Source organism: Metabacillus sp. KUDC1714 (genome assembly GCF_014217835.1).
In the GTDB taxonomy this organism is placed as follows: Bacteria; Bacillota; Bacilli; order Bacillales; family Bacillaceae; genus Metabacillus; species Metabacillus rhizosphaerae.
Genome location: NZ_CP055263.1, coordinates 481,853 through 505,231, shown reverse-complemented (window position 1 = coordinate 505,231; position 23,379 = coordinate 481,853). Strand labels below are relative to the sequence as shown.

Annotated in this window: 18 protein-coding genes and 1 other annotated feature; of the genes, 11 read left to right on the top strand and 7 right to left on the bottom strand. The window is 34.3% G+C overall.

Features of this window, described 5'->3' with window-relative positions; translation table 11 throughout:
• Positions 1 to 200: 200 nt before the first annotated feature.
• The 6 genes from HUW50_RS02470 (at position 201) to HUW50_RS02445 (ending at position 6,508) form a co-directional block, all read left to right on the top strand.
• Complete coding sequence (locus tag HUW50_RS02470; protein ID WP_066326619.1) at positions 201 to 629, top strand: DUF948 domain-containing protein; 429 nt, start codon at positions 201 to 203, stop codon at positions 627 to 629.
• A 39-nt stretch (positions 630 to 668) separates the two neighbouring features.
• A complete protein-coding gene (locus HUW50_RS02465) occupies positions 669 to 1,160 on the top strand; it encodes a YtxH domain-containing protein (RefSeq protein ID WP_066326621.1) in 492 nt (163 codons plus the stop codon).
• A 43-nt stretch (positions 1,161 to 1,203) separates the two neighbouring features.
• A complete protein-coding gene (gene ytxJ / locus HUW50_RS02460) occupies positions 1,204 to 1,533 on the top strand; it encodes a bacillithiol system redox-active protein YtxJ (protein WP_260445645.1) in 330 nt (109 codons plus the stop codon).
• A 366-nt stretch (positions 1,534 to 1,899) separates the two neighbouring features.
• Positions 1,900 to 2,976, top strand: a complete 1,077-nt coding sequence (locus HUW50_RS02455) for a bifunctional 3-deoxy-7-phosphoheptulonate synthase/chorismate mutase (RefSeq protein ID WP_066326630.1) — start codon at positions 1,900 to 1,902, stop codon at positions 2,974 to 2,976.
• A 569-nt stretch (positions 2,977 to 3,545) separates the two neighbouring features.
• Positions 3,546 to 4,550 carry a catabolite control protein A gene (gene ccpA / locus HUW50_RS02450; protein ID WP_066326634.1) on the top strand — a complete coding sequence of 335 codons (1,005 nt, stop codon included), beginning with the start codon at positions 3,546 to 3,548 and terminating at the stop codon, positions 4,548 to 4,550.
• A gap of 125 nt (positions 4,551 to 4,675) precedes the next feature.
• Positions 4,676 to 6,508, top strand: coding sequence for a dihydroorotate dehydrogenase (locus HUW50_RS02445; RefSeq protein WP_066326636.1), 1,833 nt, complete (start codon positions 4,676 to 4,678; stop codon positions 6,506 to 6,508).
• A gap of 71 nt (positions 6,509 to 6,579) precedes the next feature.
• On the opposite strand, the gene HUW50_RS02440 is transcribed toward HUW50_RS02445, so the two are convergent.
• From HUW50_RS02440 to HUW50_RS02430, 3 genes are read right to left on the bottom strand one after another with little or no spacing between them, the layout of a single operon-like run.
• Positions 6,580 to 7,737: an acetoin utilization protein AcuC gene (locus HUW50_RS02440; protein ID WP_066326640.1), complete on the bottom strand. Its 1,158-nt coding sequence runs from the start codon at positions 7,735 to 7,737 to the stop codon at positions 6,580 to 6,582.
• Positions 7,734 to 8,378, bottom strand: a complete 645-nt coding sequence (locus tag HUW50_RS02435; RefSeq protein WP_185653665.1) for an acetoin utilization AcuB family protein — start codon at positions 8,376 to 8,378, stop codon at positions 7,734 to 7,736. The genes HUW50_RS02440 and HUW50_RS02435 overlap by 4 nt, the downstream gene beginning before the upstream one ends.
• 57 nt (positions 8,379 to 8,435) lie before the next feature.
• Positions 8,436 to 9,068, bottom strand: a complete 633-nt coding sequence (locus HUW50_RS02430; protein WP_185653664.1) for a GNAT family N-acetyltransferase — start codon at positions 9,066 to 9,068, stop codon at positions 8,436 to 8,438.
• Positions 9,069 to 9,385: 317 nt separating this feature from the next.
• Between HUW50_RS02430 and acsA the strand changes: the two genes are divergently transcribed.
• Positions 9,386 to 11,101 carry an acetate--CoA ligase gene (gene acsA, locus HUW50_RS02425; RefSeq protein ID WP_066326644.1) on the top strand — a complete coding sequence of 572 codons (1,716 nt, stop codon included), beginning with the start codon at positions 9,386 to 9,388 and terminating at the stop codon, positions 11,099 to 11,101.
• 175 nt (positions 11,102 to 11,276) lie between these two features.
• Here the strand turns inward: acsA and HUW50_RS02420 are convergent, their stop codons facing one another.
• The gene (locus HUW50_RS02420; protein ID WP_185653663.1) at positions 11,277 to 14,168 is read right to left on the bottom strand and encodes a transglycosylase domain-containing protein; all 2,892 of its coding nucleotides are present in this window, start codon (positions 14,166 to 14,168) and stop codon (positions 11,277 to 11,279) included.
• Positions 14,169 to 14,348: 180 nt separating this feature from the next.
• Positions 14,349 to 14,571 (top strand) — a binding site (T-box leader).
• A 59-nt stretch (positions 14,572 to 14,630) separates the two neighbouring features.
• Between HUW50_RS02420 and tyrS the strand changes: the two genes are divergently transcribed.
• Positions 14,631 to 15,893 (top strand): tyrosine--tRNA ligase, encoded by a 1,263-nt coding sequence (tyrS, locus tag HUW50_RS02415; RefSeq protein WP_066326645.1) that lies wholly within the window; start codon positions 14,631 to 14,633, stop codon positions 15,891 to 15,893.
• Between the two features lie 98 nt (positions 15,894 to 15,991).
• On the opposite strand, the gene rpsD is transcribed toward tyrS, so the two are convergent.
• Positions 15,992 to 16,594, bottom strand: coding sequence for a 30S ribosomal protein S4 (gene rpsD, locus HUW50_RS02410; RefSeq protein ID WP_066326648.1), 603 nt, complete (start codon positions 16,592 to 16,594; stop codon positions 15,992 to 15,994).
• Between the two features lie 565 nt (positions 16,595 to 17,159).
• Here rpsD and HUW50_RS02405 point away from each other — a divergent pair.
• A complete protein-coding gene (locus HUW50_RS02405; RefSeq protein ID WP_066326654.1) occupies positions 17,160 to 18,959 on the top strand; it encodes a sensor domain-containing diguanylate cyclase in 1,800 nt (599 codons plus the stop codon).
• Between the two features lie 39 nt (positions 18,960 to 18,998).
• Here the strand turns inward: HUW50_RS02405 and HUW50_RS02400 are convergent, their stop codons facing one another.
• Positions 18,999 to 19,478 carry a GAF domain-containing protein gene (locus HUW50_RS02400; RefSeq protein WP_066326658.1) on the bottom strand — a complete coding sequence of 160 codons (480 nt, stop codon included), beginning with the start codon at positions 19,476 to 19,478 and terminating at the stop codon, positions 18,999 to 19,001.
• A 121-nt stretch (positions 19,479 to 19,599) separates the two neighbouring features.
• On the opposite strand from HUW50_RS02400, the gene refZ reads away from it, so the two are divergent.
• The gene (gene refZ, locus HUW50_RS02395; protein WP_066326668.1) at positions 19,600 to 20,250 is read left to right on the top strand and encodes a forespore capture DNA-binding protein RefZ; all 651 of its coding nucleotides are present in this window, start codon (positions 19,600 to 19,602) and stop codon (positions 20,248 to 20,250) included.
• Here the strand turns inward: refZ and hisJ are convergent.
• A complete protein-coding gene (hisJ, locus tag HUW50_RS02390; RefSeq protein ID WP_185654030.1) occupies positions 20,233 to 21,042 on the bottom strand; it encodes a histidinol-phosphatase HisJ in 810 nt (269 codons plus the stop codon). The two genes, refZ and hisJ, sit on opposite strands and share 18 nt — an antisense overlap.
• Before the next feature lie 433 nt (positions 21,043 to 21,475).
• Between hisJ and ezrA the strand changes: the two genes are divergently transcribed.
• The gene (gene ezrA / locus HUW50_RS02385; RefSeq protein WP_066326677.1) at positions 21,476 to 23,182 is read left to right on the top strand and encodes a septation ring formation regulator EzrA; all 1,707 of its coding nucleotides are present in this window, start codon (positions 21,476 to 21,478) and stop codon (positions 23,180 to 23,182) included.
• Positions 23,183 to 23,379: the final 197 nt, after the last annotated feature.

Below are 23,379 nucleotides of genomic sequence, written 5' to 3'. Positions count from 1 at the left end.
ATATCATACCTTATTGTACCCGAACATAAAAAAGAATCGTCATAATATGTATTCCTCAAAAATAAACAAAAATTTGATATCAGCAAAAACTGACAAAGGGATTGTCTAATTGAATAGAGAATTTAGTAATTATGTAAATTTTATGTTTATAATAGGTTATGATGGGTAATTGAACAGTAAAGACATAGGAGGTGTAAGACATGATTATTATTTTATATTTAAGTATCGCACTCATAGCGATAGCATTTACCATCTTAGTTGTGTACGTGTCGAAAACTCTAAAGGCTTTGCAAGGAACATTAACAAATGTTGCAAGCACCTTAGCTGGTCTTGAGAAGCAAATGGAAGGAATTACGACTGAAACAACATTTTTACTACATAAAACAAATGCACTTGCAGAAGATATTCAACATAAGTCAGAAAAATTAAATACTGTTGTGGAGTCAGTAAAGGATGTTGGCACAACAATTCAACAGTTAAATCAATCAGTAAGAAAAGTAACAACTTCTGTTTCAACAAACCTTGAACAAAACCAAGATAAAGTGAACCAAGTTGTTCAATGGAGTAATGCTGCCATGGAAATATGGGCAAAATGGAAGCAGAAGAGTGAAAAAAAGACAACCATTTAATAAAGTATCTAGATTTACACTTTTAAGGAGGTAAAAATCATGGGTAAAAATAATAAGGATTTTATTGTTGGTTCAATCATTGGAGGGCTAGTAGGTGCAGCAACAGCTTTATTTTTAGCACCTAAATCTGGAAAAGAAATTCGAGACAATCTTGGACAACAAGCGAATGTAATGAAGGATCGAACAGGAAAGTTTACGAATGGTGCTCTAGAGAAGGGTTCAGGCATAGCAAGTGTAGCGAAAGAGAAAACAGCATCACTTTCACAGGTTCTTACTGAGCAATCGTCACAAATCATGAACAAGGTTCGTGATATAAAGAGTACTTCTAATGGACAAGGAGATTTCGTTGAAAAAGAAGTAGCAGATGCATTGGAGCAAATTTCTGGTGAAGCATCGACTTCTAATACTGACGAAAAAACTGAAGATCAGGCGATTTCAGAATCAATAACAGAAGCAGTTGAAGCGTTTGAGGAAGATGACAAAAAGGAACAACCAAAAGCTGATTTAAAAGATGAAGTAAAATCAAATTAAATAATAGCAGGACAGTTTAGTGGCTGTGGGAAAGGTGAAAAAAGTGAGCAAACAATTAATTGATACTGTAGAACAATTTGAGGATTTATTTAATAAGCATGAAGAATTTCTATTTGTAAAAAATAGTCTGACATGTCCCATTAGTCAAGCAGCATTTGAAGAATATCAGGAGTTTGTAGAAAAACATCAAGACTATCCAAGTTACCATTTACATGTTCAGGATTCAAGATCATTATCAAATTATATTGCTGAAACATTTGCAATTAAACATGAATCACCACAAGCACTTTTGTTTAAAGGGAAAGATGTCGTATGGAATGCATCACATTGGAAAATCACATATGATGCATTAAAAAAAGAAGTATTAGGTTAAAGAAAAGGTGATTAACCTCTGATAATCATGAGGTTAATCACCTTTTTTAGTTATTTATGTTTTTAAAACTTTGGCTCTTGTTTAAACTTGGTTGTTGATTTTCACTGTACGAGTTTGCTTTATCACTTAAAAGCGTTTAAATGTTAAAGTTTTTGGTGACAATCCCTATTTTATCGTTTATAATTACAATTAATTAAAGAAAATGTACCACACATTCTTTGAATGATAAAGTAAGCATTATATTTTATTAATGTAGAATTCTGATTTTGCATGTTAGTCTTATATTATTTAATAACTAACTTCAAATTCATTCATATTGTGGTTTCAGTGATTTTTGACTATTTTTTTTAAGAAGGGATGAGAGAGATGAGTAATGCAGAATTAGAAGCATTAAGAGAGAGAGCAGATGAGATTAACTTACAAATTTTAAAGCTGATTAACGAGCGAGGAAGAGTTGTGCAAGAGATTGGAAAAGCAAAGGAAGCACAAGGTGTAAATCGTTATGATCCTGTACGTGAGCGCAAAATGTTAAACAGCATTAAAGAATATAATGACGGCCCTTTTTTAGATTCAACTTTGCAACATATTTTCAAAGAAATATTTAAAGCTGGCCTTGAATTGCAAGAAGATGACCATAGCAAAGCATTGCTAGTATCGCGTAAGAAAAAGCCAGAAGATACAATTGTTGAAGTTAATGGCGTAAGAATTGGTGATGGAAGCCAATCGTTTATCATTGGGCCATGTGCGGTTGAAAGCTATGAGCAAACTGCTGCTGTTGCTGAACAGGCTGTGAAACAGGGAGTTAAAATTCTTCGTGGTGGTGCTTTTAAACCTCGTACAAGTCCATATGATTTCCAAGGTCTTGGTCTTGAAGGTCTGAAAATTTTGAGAAAAGTTGGAGATGAATACGGTTTAGCAATCATTAGTGAAATCGTCAATCCAGCTGATATCGAAACTGCATTGGAATATGTTGATATCATTCAAATTGGTGCACGTAACATGCAAAACTTTGAATTATTAAAGGCTGCAGGAGCAGTTCGCAAGCCAGTTCTTTTAAAACGTGGCTTAGCAGCTACAATTGATGAATTTATTAATGCTGCAGAATACATTATTTCACAAGGTAATGACCAAATTATTCTTTGTGAGCGCGGTATTCGCACTTATGAGCGTGCGACTAGAAATACACTAGATATTTCTGCTGTTCCAATTTTAAAACAAGAAACACACTTACCTGTATTTGTTGATGTAACACATTCAACAGGTAGAAGAGACCTATTAGTTCCAACAGCTAAAGCTGCTTTAGCAATTGGTGCTGATGGTGTAATGGCTGAGGTACATCCAGATCCAGCTGTTGCTTTATCAGATTCAGCTCAACAAATGGACTTTGATCAATTTGATCAGTTCATCAAAGAATTAAAACCTTTAGTTAAAGTGAACGCTTAAAAGCAATTCTTATTAAATAAGTAGAGGTTGGCTCACCATTATCTCCTAATGAATATTTAGAGTTTTTTTGCAAAAACGTCTAAATAAAATTTGGGAGAATCTTGGAAAATGAGTCAACCTTTTTATTTGTTTCTTTTTTTTTAAATAAATGTTATATTTTAAGGTAAAAATGATAGTATAGCTTTTTTAAGTTATGGTTTTATTCATAGCTGTTCTTTCTTTATAGGTTATTTTTTCGCTTATTTCCTTAGTTGAAATCTCTTGAGTAACAGCCGAAAGTAGTGCTATAAAATTCAAAAATAGAATGTTATAGGTCTAAAGCTACGAGTTTTTGGAAAAGAAGGTTATAAAAAGATCATGTGAAAAAACGAACAATATGTGACAAACGCCTAAAAAACCTTTGAAATAGATTGCAGTCGATTTCAGAGTATCGTATGATTGTTAACATAGAACGTGCTTAAATATGGCTATTTGACAAGGAAAAACAATTTTCTACATACGGATATAGCGAAATTTAAAGTTGGAATTTTAAATATACGTTTTTGATAGTATTTGAAGGAGTGTTCAAGATGACAAGTGTAACAATATATGATGTTGCTCGTGAGGCAAATGTTTCAATGGCAACCGTTTCTCGAGTAGTAAATGGTAATCCAAATGTAAAACCTACAACAAGGAAAAAAGTTTTAGATGCAATTGAACGATTAGGCTATCGTCCTAATGCAGTTGCAAGGGGACTTGCAAGTAAAAAAACAACAACAGTTGGGGTAATTATCCCTGATATTTCAAGTATCTTTTATTCTGAGCTTGCACGTGGAATCGAGGATATCGCTACAATGTACAAATACAACATCATTTTAAGTAATTCTGATCAAAATAAGGATAAAGAATTACATCTTCTCAATACAATGTTAGGAAAGCAAGTTGACGGAATTGTTTTCATGAGTGGAAATGTTACAGAAGAGCTTGTAGAGCAATTTAAGCGTTCCCCAGTTCCGATTGTATTAGCAGCATCTGTCGATTTATCAGAATCAACACCTTCTGTAAATATCAATTATGAACAAGCAACTTATGATGTTATTTCAATGCTGATTGAAAAAGGTCACAAAAGAATCGCATATGTTGAGGGACCAACTGAAGAGCCAATAAATCGCTTGAAAAAATCTGTAGGTTACAGACGTGCATTAGAGGATGCTGGTATTCCTTTTGAAGAAGAGCTAGTTGTAGAGGGAGATTATACGTACGATTCAGGAGTAGAAGCTTTTGAGAAAATCGATGAGCTCTCTGATAAACCAACAGCGATTTTTGTAGGAACGGATGAAATGGCATTAGGTGTTATCCACGGTGCACAAGATCGTAATTATTCAATACCAACTGACTTTGAAATCGTTGGATTTGATAATACAAGACTTGCGACGATGGTACGCCCTCAGCTAACAACAGTTGTACAACCAACATATGATATTGGTGCTGTTGCAATGCGCTTATTAACAAAACTTATGAATAAAGAAGAAGTTGATAATAATATTGTTGAACTCCCACATCGAATAGAGTTCAGACAATCCACAAAGCAATAATTTTTTATACGAAAACAAGCTAACCAGCTAGGTTCAGCTTGTTTTTCTTTTTTATCTTATTATTTTAACGATAAATGTTATTATTTAGTTAAGAGTTGAATTTAAGATAGAGAAGGTGATACGTAATGCCTGATTGGTCTTACCATCCAATATTTCGGGATGTTTTGCTAAAACTTCCAGGACATATCAGTCGGGAATTGATCCATAAAAGTATGAGTAGTATTGCTTCGATTCCTGGAGGAAACCAGATCATACGTTTTTTAGGACATATGGAAACATCTCCTGTAATTAGAGTAAATACAAGTGAATTAACATTTTCTTCTCCAATAGGATTAAGTGGGAAAGTTGATCCACATTTAACAGGAACAAAGGCGTTTGCAAATTTAGGATTTAGTTTCATAGAGATTGGACCAGTAACCATGAAGCCTAATCAGTCAATGGGAAATCCTATTTATGATAGTGAAAAAGACCAGGTTATCTTTCCATCAGAAGAAGTTACTGTAGGATTGACTCAAACACTCAGAAAGGTAAAAAAATACTCACATTTACCATTGCATAAAATCATTCGAATAAAGGGGACCGAGAAGGAACTTTTTGAATTGGCTACATCTTTAAATCCTTATGGAGATATTTTTGTTTTAGAATATCCGACAAGCATAAGTTCTGAGCTTGTATCATTAATAAAAAAACATTTATATGATAAACCTGTTTTCTTAGCTATAACAACTAACCAAATCACTAATTCATTTTCTGAATTTGTTGATTTGGTTAATGAAAATGAATTTGATGGACTACTATTAGATGGAGATAGATCTAAAGAATCTTTTCGAGATCTTTCATCCTTGCTAAAAAAGGTAAGGATGGAAATCAATGAAAAGACACCGATTATTACATCTGGCGGTATTAGAGAACCGAAGGATGCAATAACACTTTTAGAAAATGGTGCAACTCTACTTTTATTATCCTCAGGTTATATTACTTCAGGACCAGGCTTACCAAAACGAATTAATGAATTATTGTATTTTCGAGAAAGAGATAGTGAGTTAACTGTTTCATCAGGATGGATTATATATTGGTTATTTGGGCTATGTATATTAATCGGAGGGATATTAGCTTTGCTCTTTAGTATGACAAGAGTTATTTTGCCATATGATGAAGCGTTTCTAAGGATCACAAGAGCAGAATTGCTAGATTTTAATAAGAATGTTTTATTCTTTATGGCCCATGACCGGATGACTCTTTCAGGTACAATGATATCAGGTGGAATCTTATATATGCAATTAGCTAAACACGGTATAAAATACGGGGTTCATTGGTGTAGAAAGGCCGTAAACATTGCTGGGGTTTTGGGTTTTTTAGGCATATTAATGTTTATTGGTTATGGTTATTTTGATTGGCTTCACGGACTTTTTTGGCTTGTTCTACTACCTCTATTCATAGCGGGCTTTATAAAGACGAAGAATGTAGTTGATACGCCAATATCTTACAATGATTCAAATCACATAGCATGGAAGCTTAGTTTATATGGGCAACTAGCTTTTATTATTTTAGGGTTTTCATTTGTAATTGGAGGTATTATTATATCCTACATAGGAACTACGTCTGTATTTGTAAACACTGATATTGGGTATTTATGTATGCCACCTGAAATGATCGAACAATTCAATCATAAATTAATATCTGTTATTGCGCATGATCGTGCTGGATTTGGTAGTGCCCTTTTAAGTGTAGGGCTCCTCGTATTAATGATATCATTATGGGGATTTCATGAAGGCGAAAAATGGGTATGGTGGAGTATGTTTGTTGGAGGTTTACCTGCATTTTTAGCTGGAATTATCACACATTTTGTTATTGGTTATACAACCTTTATTCATTTATTGCCTGCATATATAGCATGTGTATTATATGTATTGGGATTACTCCTATCATTTCCATTTTTAATGAGAAGAAATTATTAAATGATTTCTTAAAATAGCAATCTATTTTTAATTAATAGGTTGCTATTTTAAGATTACTAGCATTTATTTTTCTAATGATTTTGTCGAATTAGATGAAGTGCTTTTGAGACAGTTAAAGCATTTTTTTCTTCTATTTCTGGCTTTCGAGGGATTGGCTTATATAAGTCATTAGAGTCATACCAAAGCTCAGGAAGCTTAACAGGTGCTTGTTTTTCCCACTTTTCAATCCACGATTTTGGAAGCGTGCTCGGCACTTTTATGTTATTCATTTCAAGCCAAATTAAACTCCATGCTCTTGGAACAACTCTCCAAATATCGTAGCCACCGCCACCAACTGCAATCCAACGTCCATTACAATATTTATGAGCAATTTCATGGGCTAGCTTTGGAATTTCATGATAAATAGCCATTGAAGCGGATAAATGTGTTAATGGATCATAATAATGAGCATCTGTACCATTTTGTGTTAAGATCACATCTGGCTTGAAAAATTCTGCAACCTCCTCAATAGATGTTCGGTAAGCATGTAGCCATGAATCGTCTTCCGTAAAAGCATCTAATGGGATATTAAAGGAAAAGCCATATCCCTTACCAGATCCACGTTCCGTAACATTCCCAGTGCCAGGAAATAAATAACGTCCTGTTTCATGGATAGAAAGTGTGCATACATTTGGATCATCATAAAATGTCCATTGAACTCCATCACCATGATGGGCATCTGTATCAATATAAAGTACTCTTGCTCTATACTTTTCTTGCAAATATTTAATCGCAACAGAGCTATCATTGTAAATGCAAAAACCGGATGCTTTTCCGCGAAAGCCGTGATGTAAACCTCCTCCAAAGTTAGCTGCATGTATTGCTTTTCCTTCCATCACATAATCGACAGCTGTTAATGTACCTCCAACTAAAAGAGCGCTTGCCTTATGCATGTCTGGAAAGATTGGTGTGTCCTCTGTCCCAATTCCATAGTTGAGTGCATCTTCACTATCTAATTGTCCATGTCCAGCTAATTTAACTGCATTTATATATTTTTTATCATGGACTAGGGCTAATTCATCCTCTGTAGCTAATCTAGGTGTAACGATATTTTCGTCATTAATTGCTTTCATTTCTTTCAATAAATCGTAAGTAAGTTCAACTCGTAATTGATTAAAGGGATGATCATTATGAAACTTATAAGACTGAAATAGTGGTGAATAAATAAAAGCAGTGTCCTTTATCGTCATCTTTCATTCCCCGATACATTTGGCCATAAAACATCATATCCCTCAGCTTGTAAGTCATTTACGATCATAGTTATGTTCATTGTTTGTATGCGAAATACGAGAATTTTGTACTGATCATCACAATCAGGATAGACGAGTACACTTGATATATTCACTCTTCTTTTATGTAAGATAGACGAGACCTCAGCTAGCTTCCCGGCTATATTAGGAACTTTGATTTCGATATGTGAGCCGGGCTGATCAGCACCTGTAAGCTTTACAAATGTATTTAACATATCTGTTTCAGTAAGGATACCCACTAATTTACTATCTTGTAATATTGGTAAACAACCAATATTGTTTTCGATCAAAACAGCTGCTAATTCTTCTACAAAATCAAGCGGATGACCTGTAATTAGATTAGTAGACATAATGCTATTAATTGGCTTATTTAAAAAGTCCTCTTTTAGTTCGAGCTGAAAAATCGATGGACTAGCATCTTTTACATCTCGTTCTGTCACGATTCCAACCAAATTGTGATCCTCATTTACGATTGGAATATGGCGGATTTTATTCTGTTTCATTGTCTTTAACGCTAGACTTATCGTATCATCAGAACTGAGAGTTATCACGTTTTTGTGCATTATTTGTTTAACGATCATCAAGTTGAGCCCCCTAAACATAAAATTATTAAATTCTAATTTATTATCCATCAATCCTTAATACATAAATCGATTTTGAAAGCGTAGACGATCAAATTGTTGAATGGATTCTGGCTCAATTCTTTTTCCGATCCTTGCCATCAGACAGTTAGCTGGATGTGAACTAATCTCAGGCTCGTCAGTAGCGTACCACTCTAAGCCACCAGCGTTCATCATTTTTTCCATTACTTTTCGATACTCCCACACGTTTAACCCAGATCCTTTTAGATCCCAATGCCAATAATATTCAGTAGTAATAATAATATAGTCTTCCATTGCATCATCCATCATCGAAACTCGTAATAAATTTTTCCCTACTGAATAACCACGGAATTCAGGGGCTACTTCAATGGCACCTAATTCTATTAACTCTTTCATATTTCCTTCAGACCATCTCTCTAGTGGATCTGGATAAAGATAAGTAACATATCCAACGATCATATCGTGCACTCTTGCTATAATGATTCTTCCTTCTGGTAACCCGGCTATTTCAACTAAAGCCTTATGTTGTTGTTTAGGCTGTCTAAATGCCACTAAACCATCATGGAAATTATAGCTAGCTAGCTTATCTTGAGGAATAGGCCCCTCAATTAAAATGCTTTCATTTGGTGTTTTAATTTCTTTTGCATTGTATGTCTTAGGGTGTTTCATTAGGTCACCGCCTTTATAAAGTGTGTAAAGGGAGTAGGGCACTAGAAAAAAGCAACTGTTTAACCTTCACAGTCTACTTAGTTAAGTGGAAATAAAAGATTCGTGCCCTGATATGCTTATGTTATCTACTTAAATAAACCTCCATTGAAATGATCTTGATATTACCAGATAAGGTTATCACGATATCTATTATACAAGATTATTTACAAATCGAAGCGTTTACATTATGATTAAATTATATTAATTTCAAAAATTGTGAAAAATGTAGTATTGTAATATAATAGATTTGTAAAATCTTACATAAGGGGGAGTTTAGGATGAAATTGGAAGCGTTGCCATCGACAAAGGGGAATTTTAATTTACAGGATTATGATACTGCTTATCATTCATTCGATTGGTCAGAGGTTGAAAAGAATTTTACATGGTCAGAAACTGGGCGTGTTAATGCAGCCTATGAGGCAATTGATAAGCATGCTGAAACATTTCGTAAAAATAAAATTGCCTTACATTATCGCGACCCTGAACGTGAAGAAAAATATACGTTTAAAGAAATGAAGGAGCTCTCAAATAAAGCTGCAAATGTGTTAAAGCGTTCAGCTGATGTTGAAAAAGGAGACCGTCTTTTCGTTTTTATGCCGAGAACCCCTGAATTATATTTTGTGATTTTAGGAGCAGTGAAACTGGGAGCTATTGTCGGTCCGTTGTTTGAAGCATTTATGGAAGGTGCTGTAAAGGATCGCTTAGAGGATAGCGATGCAAAGGTCATCGTTACAACTCCCGAGTTGCTTGATAGAATACCAGTAAGTGATTTACCATCATTAAAACATGTTGTCGTAGTAGGTAATTCTGTTGATTCCAAGCAGCACATCGACTTTTTATCAGAAATGCAAACAGCAAGCAAGGATATTGACATTGAATGGGTTGAAAAGACAGATGGATTACTTCTACACTATACATCTGGATCAACTGGTAAACCAAAAGGTGTCCTTCATGTTCATCAGGCGATGGTTCAGCACTATCAAACTGCACAATGGGTATTAGATTTGAAAGAAGAAGATGTATATTGGTGTACGGCTGACCCAGGCTGGGTAACTGGAACAGTATATGGTATTTTTGGACCGTGGTTGTCAGGTGCAACAAATGTAATCGTTGGTGGTCGCTTTAGTCCAGATACTTGGTATCAAACGATTGAGGACTACGGTGTGACGGTTTGGTATAGTGCACCAACTGCATTTAGAATGCTAATGGGTGCTGGTGATGAGCTAGTAAAACAATTTGATACAAGCTCACTAAGGCATGTTCTAAGTGTTGGAGAACCGCTAAACCCTGAAGTCGTACGTTGGGGTGTGAAGGTATTTAATAAACGGATCCATGATACATGGTGGATGACAGAGACGGGTGCACAGCTTATTTGTAACTATCCATGTATGGAAATTAAGCCTGGATCAATGGGAAAACCAATTCCAGGTGTTGAAGCTGCGATTGTAGATGATCAAGGAAATGAACTACCACCTTATCGAATGGGGAATTTGGCGATAAAGAAAGGTTGGCCATCCATGATGCATACCATTTGGAACAATCAAGAAAAATATGAATCTTATTTTATGCCAGGTGATTGGTATGTATCAGGTGATTCAGCCTATATGGATGAAGAAGGGTATTTTTGGTTCCAAGGTAGAATTGATGATGTTATCATGACTTCTGGTGAACGTGTTGGTCCTTTTGAAGTCGAAAGTAAGCTTATCGAGCATCCAGCGATTGCAGAAGCAGGTGTTATCGGGAAGCCTGACCCAGTAAGAGGGGAAATTATTAAGGCGTTTGTAGCGCTTCGTGAAGGGTATGAAGCTTCTGATGAGTTAAAAGAAGAAATTCGTACTTTTGTTAAGAAAGGTTTAGCTGCACATGCTGCACCACGTGAAATAGAATTCCGTGATAAGCTACCGAAAACACGAAGTGGTAAAATTATGCGCCGTGTATTAAAGGCTTGGGAACTTGATTTACCAACAGGTGATCTTTCGACGATGGAAGATTGATTGTTGTAAATATATCAAGGTTATATAGTTAACATATAAAAAGTCAGAGATTAGCATTGGATATTTCCAATAAACAATCTCTGACTTTTTGTGTTATTAACTGAATTGGTTCTTAAAATAGGGAATCAGTAATGATCTGATTCCCTGGGATTTTCATTTAATCAATATTTATACTTTATATTGATTCAGCAGTTTTATCGGCTGCTGGTGGTGTGTTTGGTTTATCGTTATTTGGTGGTTTAGTTTGTGAGTTATCTTTATTATCTTTATTATCTTTATTACTTTTTTCGTTCTCAGTAGCTACAGGCTCTGGCTTTTTATCTGCATATTCTCCGACTTTTATTATATTCGATGGAGATGATTCTCGACCTGCAACATCAACTGCGACAATGTAATACGCAGCAGGTGATGAACCAACAGTTACAGATAATGTGCTTGATGCATGAATACTTGCAACTTTTTTATAACTAGTAGAATAGTTAGCTGCTGCATATACTCGATATCCAACAACATCATTATCTGGATTGGAACCCCAACTTAATTTCGATCCACTAATAGAGGCACCGCTAACTTGACTAGGGTTTGATCCATTATCCCCAATTGATTTACCTTCTGTCACAACAAGATTTCCCCATTTAGCTGTATTAGGTAATAAACGTTTTAGATCCTGAACACTATTTATTCCATGTTTCTTAAGAATGTCCTTTTTTAACATAACACCCTGTTGAACAAATTCAGCAGGTGCTGATGATGGGACTTGATAGGCTTGATCTTTTACAACCACGTATTTTCCTTTAGTTAAACTATCATCAACTTTTGTCGGAACATATTTTACATTAAATAGATCTGATGCAACTAAACCAGCACTACTACATAGATCTGATGCAAGTTCACCGGTTAATGCACAATATGAACGGCTTACGATACCACCTGGCTTTTGGAAACGAGTTTTTGGTGCTAATAACTCAGGATTTACATCATGAGCTACATTCATTAATTTAGCCCATAAAAGAATATTACGTTTACTATAAGATAAACCTTTATAGTTTTGTTCAATAGGTTTTGGTGTATCATATCCAATCCATGTTCCAAATGTCACACTAGGGTTTGACGCAACAAACCAAGCATCCTTATAGTCTTGCCCTGTTCCAGTTTTACCAGCCCAGTCTGCACTAAATGACAGATAACCTTTCAATGATGCAGCTGTTCCGCTACTAATAACGTCACGCATCATATCGATTGTTAAATAAGCAGTTTGAGCAGAGAATACATTAGTTTCTGCTTTTTCATGCTGAAAGACGATTTCCCCATTACTTGTTTCAATTTTTTCTATCATGTAAGCATCAATAAATTTACCATTATTCGCAAAAGTTGCAAATGCATTTACATTTTCCTCAACTGTTACGCCTTTCTCCATTGCACCTAAACTTAATGACACATTAGTATAATCTGCTTCCTGGAGACTTGTAAAACCCATTTTTTCTAAATAAGATACCGGATTTTGGTTTAATATACTCATGTATGTTTTTATAGCAGGAATGTTATAAGAATGCTTTAAAGCTGTTCTAGCACTCGTTAATCCATGATAGCCCCCACCATAGTTTTTTGGCTTCCATTTTCCTAATGAAAAAGGGACGTCTGCGATGACAGAACCAGGTTGTGATTTTCCTATTTCCATTGCTGGAGCGTAGACAAGCAATGGTTTCATAGTAGAACCATTTGGACGCTCGGCTTGTGTTGCATGGTTTAAGTTTTCACGATCAAAGTCTCGTCCTCCAACAAAACTAATCATTTTTCCTGTACTATTTTCGATTAAGACTCCACCGACTTCAACCGGCTCTTGAACAGTTTTTAATTCTCCTGTATCGGGGTCTTTTACCTCTTGTGGTTTATCACTACCATAATATTCATACTGAGCGGCGACATCTTGCATTTTGTCGTAGATTTCTTTATTAATTGTGGTATGAATACGATAGCCATTATGCCTGATCTCATCATCTGCTAAAGAATAGTACTGGTTATAAAGATCACTATCTTTGTTCAATTCTTCTTCTGTATATCCATCTTTTTTCGCAAGTTGAACCATAATTATTTTATTTACACGATCCTCAACTTCATAAGTTAAATAAGGATACTCGTCGATAGGAGTTGGCTTTTTCGCTGTTAAGTTTGCTCGAATATCATATGCTAATGCATCTTGGTATTCTGCTTTTGTAATATATCCTCCAGAATACATTCGACTTAATACAGTTTTCATACGGTTAATCCCAGGATCAAGATTATCTTTTATAGCACCGCCATCATTAGAAAATGGTGTATAGCCGAAAGGACTTTGCGGCAAACCTGCAATAAAGGCAGATTGTGCGATGTTTAAGTTTTTTGCTTCAACACCAAAAATACCCTTAGCAGCGGCTTGAATACCGGCGATATTTCTTCCATTTGAATTACGTCCAAAATCCGTTACATTTAAATAGGCCTCGATAATTTCATCTTTTTCAAAGAACTTCTCTAAGCGTAGTGCTAAAAGAATTTCTTTTGCCTTCCGATCAAATGAAACTTCATTTGTTAATATTTGATTTTTAATTAATTGTTGTGTAAGAGTACTACCACCAGTTTGAACTGCAGCATTTGTGAACTCTTGAAACAAAGCACGCATGATTGCTTTCGGTACAACACCTTCATGCTCATAAAATAGCTCATCCTCAGTTGCAATGACTGCATTAATGACATGCTCTGATATATCTTCTAATTTTACTTCCTCACGATCAATGTCCGCGCTTAATTTTCCTAGATATACGTTATTTGCAAAGTATACCTCTGAAGATTCTTCATAATTATAAATATCATTTTTCATAACTTCAAATGAACGAATGGGTTCATCTTTTACTAATGAAGCGAAATATCCAGCACCAACACCTCCAGCAAAGCACATGCCAATGAGGCCAATGACTAGAAATAATAAAAGAAGATTTCCTATAACGTTATATGATATCCGAAAGCCTTTAACTACATCTTTGTTAAAAGGCGTGAAGCGCCTAAGTTTTTCATCCTTTTTTTCATTATGCAATCCCCCCGAATCAACTTATTATACCAAAAAAAACGCATATTTTGTAGGGTTTTGTCATAAAGGGAATGGGATAAGAGGTAGCCTTTACGGTCAAATCTTATTTTAAAAGTGTGATTATTCATCAAACAATTGACATTCACCTGAGTTTATGGTTAAAATTCATTTATCATAACTATATATGAAATCGCTGAGATTGGGTTCAGTAGTGGAGATCTCCCTTTTATAGAGAGCTGATGGGTGGTGGAAATCAGCATATAGATACTCCGTGAATTACGTCCATGAGCTTCTTTTTTGAAAAGGTCAACTGAGTAGAAAAAGACGGTTTAACCGTTAGATTACCGAGTGAGGATTATTTGTGTTTTAATCCTAAGTAGGGTGGTACCGCGAATATTTCGCCCCTTCAGTAATGAAGGGGCTTTTTGGTGTTCATTCACCTGAAAAAAACGACAAAGGAGAACGATTATGAGTGAATTATTAAACGATTTACAATTTAGAGGCTTAGTAAACCAAGTTACAGATGAGGCTGGACTAGCTAAAGTACTACAGGAAGATAAAATTAAGCTTTATTCTGGATTTGATCCTACTGCGGATAGTCTTCATATTGGTCATTTGCTTCCGGTGTTAACGCTTAAAAGATTCCAACTAAACGGACATCATCCAATAGCTCTTGTTGGAGGTGCTACTGGGCTGATTGGTGATCCAAGTGGGAAGAAGGCAGAGCGTACTTTAAATACTGCGGATATTGTACAGGATTGGTCTGATCGAATTAAAGGACAATTATCTAGGTTCCTTGACTTTGAAGCGGATGTTAATCCAGCAGTTATTGTGAATAACTATGATTGGATTGGTAGTCTAGATGTTATTTCTTTCCTACGTGATGTTGGGAAAAACTTTGGTATTAATTACATGCTTGCTAAGGATTCAGTTAAGACCCGTATCGAATCTGGTATTTCATTTACTGAGTTTAGTTACATGATCTTACAATCCTATGATTTCTTAAAATTATACGAACAAAATGAATGTAAACTACAAATTGGTGGTAGTGATCAGTGGGGAAATATTACAGCAGGGCTAGAGCTAATCCGTAAATCTGAAGAAAATTCTAAGGCGTATGGATTGACGATTCCTCTTGTTACAAAAGCAGATGGCACGAAGTTTGGAAAAACAGAAGGTGGAGCGATTTGGTTAGATCGTGAAAAAACATCTCCATATGAGTTTTACCAATTTTGGATCAACACAGATGATCGTGATGTAGTAAAATATCTGAAATACTTTACATTCTTATCTCAGACAGAAATTGAGCAATTTGAAGAAGAGATTAAAAATGCACCTGAAAAACGATTAGCTCAAAAATCGTTAGCTGAAGAAGTAACAAAACTCGTTCATGGTGAAGAAGCTTTACAACAAGCAATTAAGATTTCTGCGGCATTGTTTAGTGGGGATATTAAACAGTTAACAGGTAATGAAATTTTAGAAGGATTCAAAGATGTACCATCTACTAAAATGGAAGAGACTGAAATTGGCTTAGTTGACTTGCTTATTCAAGCTAAAATTGCCCCATCAAAACGTCAAGCACGAGAAGATATTACAAATGGTGCAATCTATATAAACGGAGATCGTATTCAAGATTTATCCAAAGTTATTTCAGATGAAGATAAAATTGATGGACAGTTTACTGTAATTCGTAGAGGGAAAAAGAAATATTTCTTAATTCGTTACGCATAATATTAGACTGCAAAAAAGTGGTTAACTTAAAAGAGTTAACCACTTTTTTTAAATATGGAAATAAAAAAATCCCGGTCCATAGACCAGGATTTTTCTTATTAACGAGAGTAGAACTCAACGATAAGAGCTTCGTTAATTTCAGCAGGTAATTCAGAACGTTCAGGTAAACGTGTGAATGTACCTTCTAATTTGTCTGCGTCGAAAGTTAGGTAATCAGGTACGAAGTTGCTTACTTCGATTGCTTCCTTAACGATATCAAGGTTGCGAGATTTTTCACGTAAAGTGATTGTTTGACCTGGTTTAAGTTGGTAAGATGGGATATCTACACGTCCGCCATCTACAAGGATATGACCATGGTTAACTAATTGACGAGCTTGACGACGTGTACGTGCTAAACCTAAACGGTATACTACGTTATCAAGACGAGCATCAAGAAGAATCATGAAGTTCTCACCATGTTTACCAGCCATTTTGCCAGCTTTATCAAATAGGTTACGGAATTGGCGTTCATTTACACCATACATATGACGAAGCTTTTGCTTCTCTTGTAATTGTAAACCATATTCAGAGATTTTTTTGCGTTGTCCTGGACCGTGTTGTCCTGGAGCATATGGACGCTTTTCTAATTCTTTACCTGAACCACTTAATGAAATACCTAGACGACGAGAGAGTTTCCAGCTTGAGCCTGTATAACGAGCCATGCTAACTCCTCCTTTATGTTTTTATTTTTGCATAAAATAAAAACCAGACTGATTGGACAATTATGCACATTTTGTTTTCATGTATCCTCGCTCCAGCAGCATAGAGTTACGCGATACACCTCCTTTGTTAAAAGGGGAACAAAATGAAATCAAAACTGCTACATCAATAGGCTGCATATTTTATACACAACGAACATTATATGATCTTATATGTATAATGTCAAGAAGCTTTATATTTTTTAGTCTAGAAAGTTTCTAAATACCAGCTAACACAAAAATCATATTAAAGTGTTAGAGGATATAACAATTTATCAGTTAATTCCCTAGTTTTGCTAGGATCCTAATTAGGGCAATTAAGCATTTCTTATATTAAATTATAAGGGGAAGGTTCAACTATTAATAAAAGGATATTTATAAAGGAGAAAGTAGATGAGCCAAAAACTTTAGCCTATTACATATATAGTAAGAAGTTTTATGATATAATTACTGAGAGATTTTTCTTATATTATATGGTGGTTTAAATCCGTCATATTCAGCTTGTAACTTGATTGTGTGGGTGAAATATATGGGTGATCAATTGGTTGTTCTGGCGATTAAGAGTACTTTTTTTGAATTTTTAAGTAACAATCACCAGCAACCTTCAATAAATGAAATTTTAAAAAAGCTTACAAGTGTTTTAAAAAGGGAACTGTGTATTAAAGATGCAATTTTCTATTCTTATAACAAGCAGTTAGATTACCTAACACCAGCTTTTAAAGACAGAGGTTATCCGGTTAAGGCAGTGCCAGACGACCTTCAATACGGAAAGCTTTATTTTTTTGAAGAACAAGCCTTCATCCCAATTATTCAAAATGATACTTTACATGGTTTAGTCGAGTTAATAGGATTAAATATAAGTAAATTTTCTAGTGCATCATTAGACGAAGTAGTCAAATCTTGTTCATCTTTCTTTGCACATAGTTTAAATTTAGTTCAAATCACACTAAATGAACAGAAATTCAAACAATTATATCGATTAACTGAAAAATTTCATTCTTTTATGAATAAAGATGATGTACTTTCCGAGCTAGTTACTACTTTACAATCTATGTTTTTTGAATATAATTTTTATTTGTTTTTATCACATGACCATGAAAACCATCTAGATTTACCAATAAAAGATTTAGGTTTTGATCATCAAGATGGTAATGAAATGGCTATGGAAGCCTTTGTCACAGGTAATGCTCAAAGGTCATTTGATAAAAAGAATAGGCAAATGATTGTATATATCCCACTAAAGGGGAAACAGGGTGTATATGGTGTGCTTCAGGTTGTTGCAAATCATGGATTGCAGCTTGAGGATGAAAATGTAAATTTTGTAGCAATGCTAGCAAACGCTGCAGGAACTGCCTTAGAAAATGCTCAATTGTATGAGCAATCGAAAAGGTTAATAAAGGACTTACAACTAATTAATGAAACATCACATCGTTTAAATAAGAACTTAAGATTAACAGATACAATGACGTATATGTCATTAAGAATATTAAATTCTTTTAAAGCAGATGAAGTTGGATTTTTCTATATTAATCAAAATGGTTCGATTCAAATCTTTCCTGGAAGTACGAATTTCTTTAATACAGAAGAAGTAATGATCTACATTCAGTATGTACGAGAGAAAATAGAAAAGGATTTAGAGGGCCTTTTTATTGGCGATATAACAACATATTTAAAAGATTTACCATATTCATCTGTTATGGCTGTTCCTATGGTTCAGAGTGAAAATCTTAAAGGCTGTGCATTAGTACTCCATAAAGATCCCTATCATTTTTCTTTTGATATGTTTAAGTTGCTTCAATCATTAATTCATCATTCAACATTAGCACTGACAAATTCATTGTTAAGAGAAGAGCTTGAAACATTGGTTAAAACCGATCATTTAACACAATTATTTTCTCGTAATTACTTTAATGATTTTATTGGTAGCTCGATGCAGAAAGATCGGCAAGGTACTTTTGTGCTAATTGATATCGATAATTTCAAAAAAGTTAATGACACGTATGGTCATCAAGTTGGTGATGAAGTACTTGTTCAAGTAGCAAACATTATTAAAAGTAATATACGTGAAAATGATGTTGGGGCTAGATGGGGTGGAGAAGAACTTGCCGTCTATCTTCCACAAGTAGAACTTGCATCAGGCATTTCAGTAGCGGAGAGAATTGTTAAGCGCGTTAGGGAAAATACTAACCCGATGATAACCATTTCCTGTGGAGTTTCTTATTGGAATGCTGAAATTGACAAAAACTTCCATCAACTATTTAGTAAAGCAGATAAGGCATTATATATCGCTAAAAATGAGGGTAAAAATCAAGTGATTGTACAGGTATAAAAAAGTGAGCTGAAATTCAGCTCACTTTTTTACTTTCAATTATATATATTTAACAAGAATTTCAACAAATTCTTCTAAAAAAGCCTCGTCCATCTTATCAAATCTGTTTTTGATAGGGCTATCGATGTCTAAGACTCCAATTAGAATATTGTCCTTAATGAGTGGAACAACAATTTCTGAATTAGAAGCCGCATCACAAGCTATGTGGCCAGGGAATTGATGAACATCTGCAACACGTTCAGTTCTTTTGTTAGCTGCAGCAGTGCCGCACACTCCTTTTCCTAGTGGAATTCGCACACATGCTGGTAAACCTTGGAAGGGGCCAAGTACAAGTTGTTCATCCTTTACTAGGTAAAAGCCTACCCAGTTAATATTTTCTAGAAATTGATTTAGAAATGCTGAAGCATTTGATAGATTTGCAATGCGATCATCTTCACCATCTAATAATGCTTTTAGCTGTTTAATAGCTAATGGAAATTGTTCTTTTTTACTACCTTTGTACATTTCGACAGAAAACATTGTTATAACCTACCTTCAGCTAAAAATTAACAAAGTCTAAAGAACTTTGTCGAGCGAATGATAAAGGAATCAACCTTAATTAATTGAATGTATAGATAAAAGGGAAAAGGGGGTGAATCGAATGACTAAACAACCTTTACGTGATACAAAACAAAAAATCCTAAATGCGGCAATATATTTGTTTAACTCAAAGGGTTTTACTGGTACTTCAGTGCGAGAAATTGCAAATCGAGCTAATGCGAATGTAGCTCATATTTCTTACTATTTTAAAGGGAAAGGTGGTTTACTTGAATACCTTGTATCTCATTATTATGAGGGGTATATACAAGTAATTGAAGAAAATTATTCCCAATTAAAATACGGAAATGCACACACAGTTTTAAGTAAAATCATTTTAGATATATTAAATTATCAACATGAAAATCGTCAACTTTCAAGATTAGTATACCGTGAAGTCACAGTGGATTCCGTACTAATTCGTGAAGTCATGACAACTTATTTAACCAAGGAGAAATACTATATCAAATCAGTCATCGATCAAGGGATTGAGGAAGGATATTATCGAAAAGTTTTTGTACCACATATGATTATCCAATTAAGAAGCCTTTTGCACACACCGTATTTGCAGCCACAATATATGAGCGAAGTACTCCATATCCAAACTCACGAAGTCTATTTTGTACATCAATATTATAAAGAGTTGAAAATTTGGCTGAACTCATTGTTGCTAGAGAATCAATCTCTAGAAGGAAAGCTAGTTGCTGTTCGTTAGTTGATCATAATGTGTGTAATTCTTCCCAATATCCCTTGCGCTGTGGGCATCTGAACCATAGATAAGAGGGATTTTTTGTTTGTGTGCCAATTTTGCAATCGATTCCTCAGGATATGTTTCACCACAATATTTTTTTCTTAATCCAGCTACATTATAATCAATTTCCAATTTTTGTTCTTTTATTGCTTGTATGACTTTCTTGACAGAAGTATCAGTAGAAAAGGTAACGGGATAAAGCTTTTGAAATTTATTAACTAACGTAATATGACCAATTCTCTTCGGTTTGAAATTACCCAAATCACTATGAATAGAATGTAATACCTCATTGTAATATGCTTGATGAAGGTTTTGTAATGACCCTGCTATATCTATCATTTTGCCAAATGTGTTTTCATCGTAATCCATACAGTAGTAGGAATGATCGATCTTCAAAAAATGCACTGAGAGAATACTATCGTCTAAAAATTTTCCATATTGATCTAAAAATACTTTTGTTTCATGCTCGAATTCCTTTATATAATCAACTTCTAATCCGATGTTAATTGTGATTTTGTGTCGGTACTTATCTTTTAGGATCTGAATGTCATTAATATAAGAATCCATGTCTTCTAATTTCATTGCACTATCTTCCTCAGGTGTTGGGTCTTTAAAACCTGGTGGAAGTGGGGCATGTTCTGTGAAAGTTAAACTGTCGAAACCTTCTTCTATTGCTTGGTTTATATATGTTTCTAGTTGATCGGTTGTCCCATGTGGACAATAAGGTGTATGAACATGTCCATCCTTCTTCATCATCATCTTCCTTTCGAAAAGCAATAAATTGTCGAGTCTCTATCTAATAAGCATAATGGCGCTTTTTAAGTGATAAACTTCTTCAAATACGAACCCTTTTAGAAAACGTTTATTACTAAGTATCGGTAAAGGACAAATATTGTAAAAAAAAATAAATTTCTGGTCAAAAATTGTCGTTTACATGGTATCATAAATACATTGAAATAACATTAAAAAAGTGTTGCTCGCTTAAGAGGAACCTTTTCCACAAAAGCTGTTATAAAAGTTCAGGTAAGAAGTCTCCTTATTTGAACGAAAGTATGATGATAAAAAGTAGATTAGATTAATACATAGATAATTTAATAAAACGCTTATCAGCATGATATTGTGAAACTTTCATCAGTGGGGAGTTTTTTTCCTGTCATGAGGATTTTGTGTAACAACGAGGGGGCTCATTATGGAAGTTATAGTTGGACTAATACTTCTTGTATGTATTCTATTTGGTGCTGGATACATGTTAAGAAGAAGAATTTATAAAGATGTTGATCGTTTAGAAGCTTGGAAAATTGAAATTATGAATCGGTCGATTATAGATGAATTGTCAAAAGTGAAGGAACTAAAAATGGTAGGTCAAGCGGAGAAACTGTTTGAGCAATGGAGAAATGAATGGGATGAAATTATTACAACCCAACTTCCAGAGGTTGAGGAACTTCTCTTTGATGCTGAAGATTTCTCTGATAAATATCGATTTAAGAAGTCGAAAAGTGTACTCGAGCATATTGAGAATGTATTAAAAACAGTTGATGAGAATATAGACAAAATCATTGATGAAATAAACGAACTAGTTTCTAGTGAAGAAAAAAACACAGTTGAAAGCGAAGAAATAAAACAACAATTTAAAAAAGTGAAAAAGACTTTATTAGCTCATAGCCATCAGTTTGGGAAAGCACATACCAAATTGGAGGAAAAAGTAGCTGAAATCTCAGAGGGGTTAAAAGAATTTGAGTCTGAAACAAATGTAGGTAATTATTTAACTGCTAGAGAAATTTTGGTGAAACAAAAGGGCGAGCTTGATATTCTTCAAGACAAAATAAACGAGATTCCTAAATTACTTACAGAATGTAATATTACTTTACCTAATCTTTTAAGTGAATTAGAAGAAGGCTATAAAGAAATGAAAGGTAATGGCTATTATTTAGAGCATATTCAAGTTGAGTTAGAAATTGAAAAAATAAACAAACAACTAGGAACATACCGAAAGCAAATTGAAGAAACTGAAATTGAGGATATTGGTGAAAGTCTCCAAGTTGTTCAAGAATCAATTGATACAATATATGATCTTTTAGAACATGAAGTAGAAGCGAGTCAATTTGTTAAACAAGCTAAAGAAACAATTAACACAAAACTTAATGAATTGACTGAACAGAAAACTGCTACCTTGGTAGAAACAGACATAGTAAAACAGAGTTACCAATTGTCTGAAACAGAGCTTGATAAACAAAGACTAATTGAAAAGCAACTCTCACAAATTGAGAAGAAATTCGCACATATTGAACAGAATTTACAAAATGACCATGTTGCCCATTCAATTATTAAAGAAGAGCTTGAAGATATAGAAAAACAAATTACTAAGCTGTTTGAAGAACATAATCAATATCAAGACATGCTCCAAATGTTACGAAAGGATGAACTCCAGGCTAGGGAAAAATTAAACCAGATAAAAAGAGTATTACTAAATACAAGTAGGGCTGTCCAACATAGCAATATACCTGGTTTACCTGCTGACTTTTTGGAGTTTATTGATAAAGCACAAAGAGATGTTTCAATGATAACAGCAAAATTAGATGAAATTCCATTAAATATGCTCGTTGTTAATCAATTATTAGAAGAAGGTGTTCAATCAGTTGAATCCTTAAAGAACGTCGCTGATGAATTGATTGAACAAGTATATTTAATAGAGCAGGTTATTCAATACGGTAATCGCTATCGCAGTCGAAATTCCCAGCTTGCAATAAAATTTAGAGAATCAGAGGAACTGTTCAGAGAATATGAATACAGCAGATCGTTAGAAACTGCAGCTGCCGCTCTTGAACAAGTTGAACCTGGATCATTAACAAAAATACAAGAAATTTTAAACGAAGAACAACGTAAACAACATAAATAAAACTTTTATACAGGGATGACTAACTGAAATTTGATGCAATTAGACAAAGGGCTATTTGTATGATAATTTCACAAGTCATACCTGTTTTTATTTTGGAATTATTGAAACCGTATATTTTTATTTCGCTTTTTGATATGGTATTATTACAGCCTAATTAATGAATGATTAATATTTTACATATAGACATAATTTTGCGT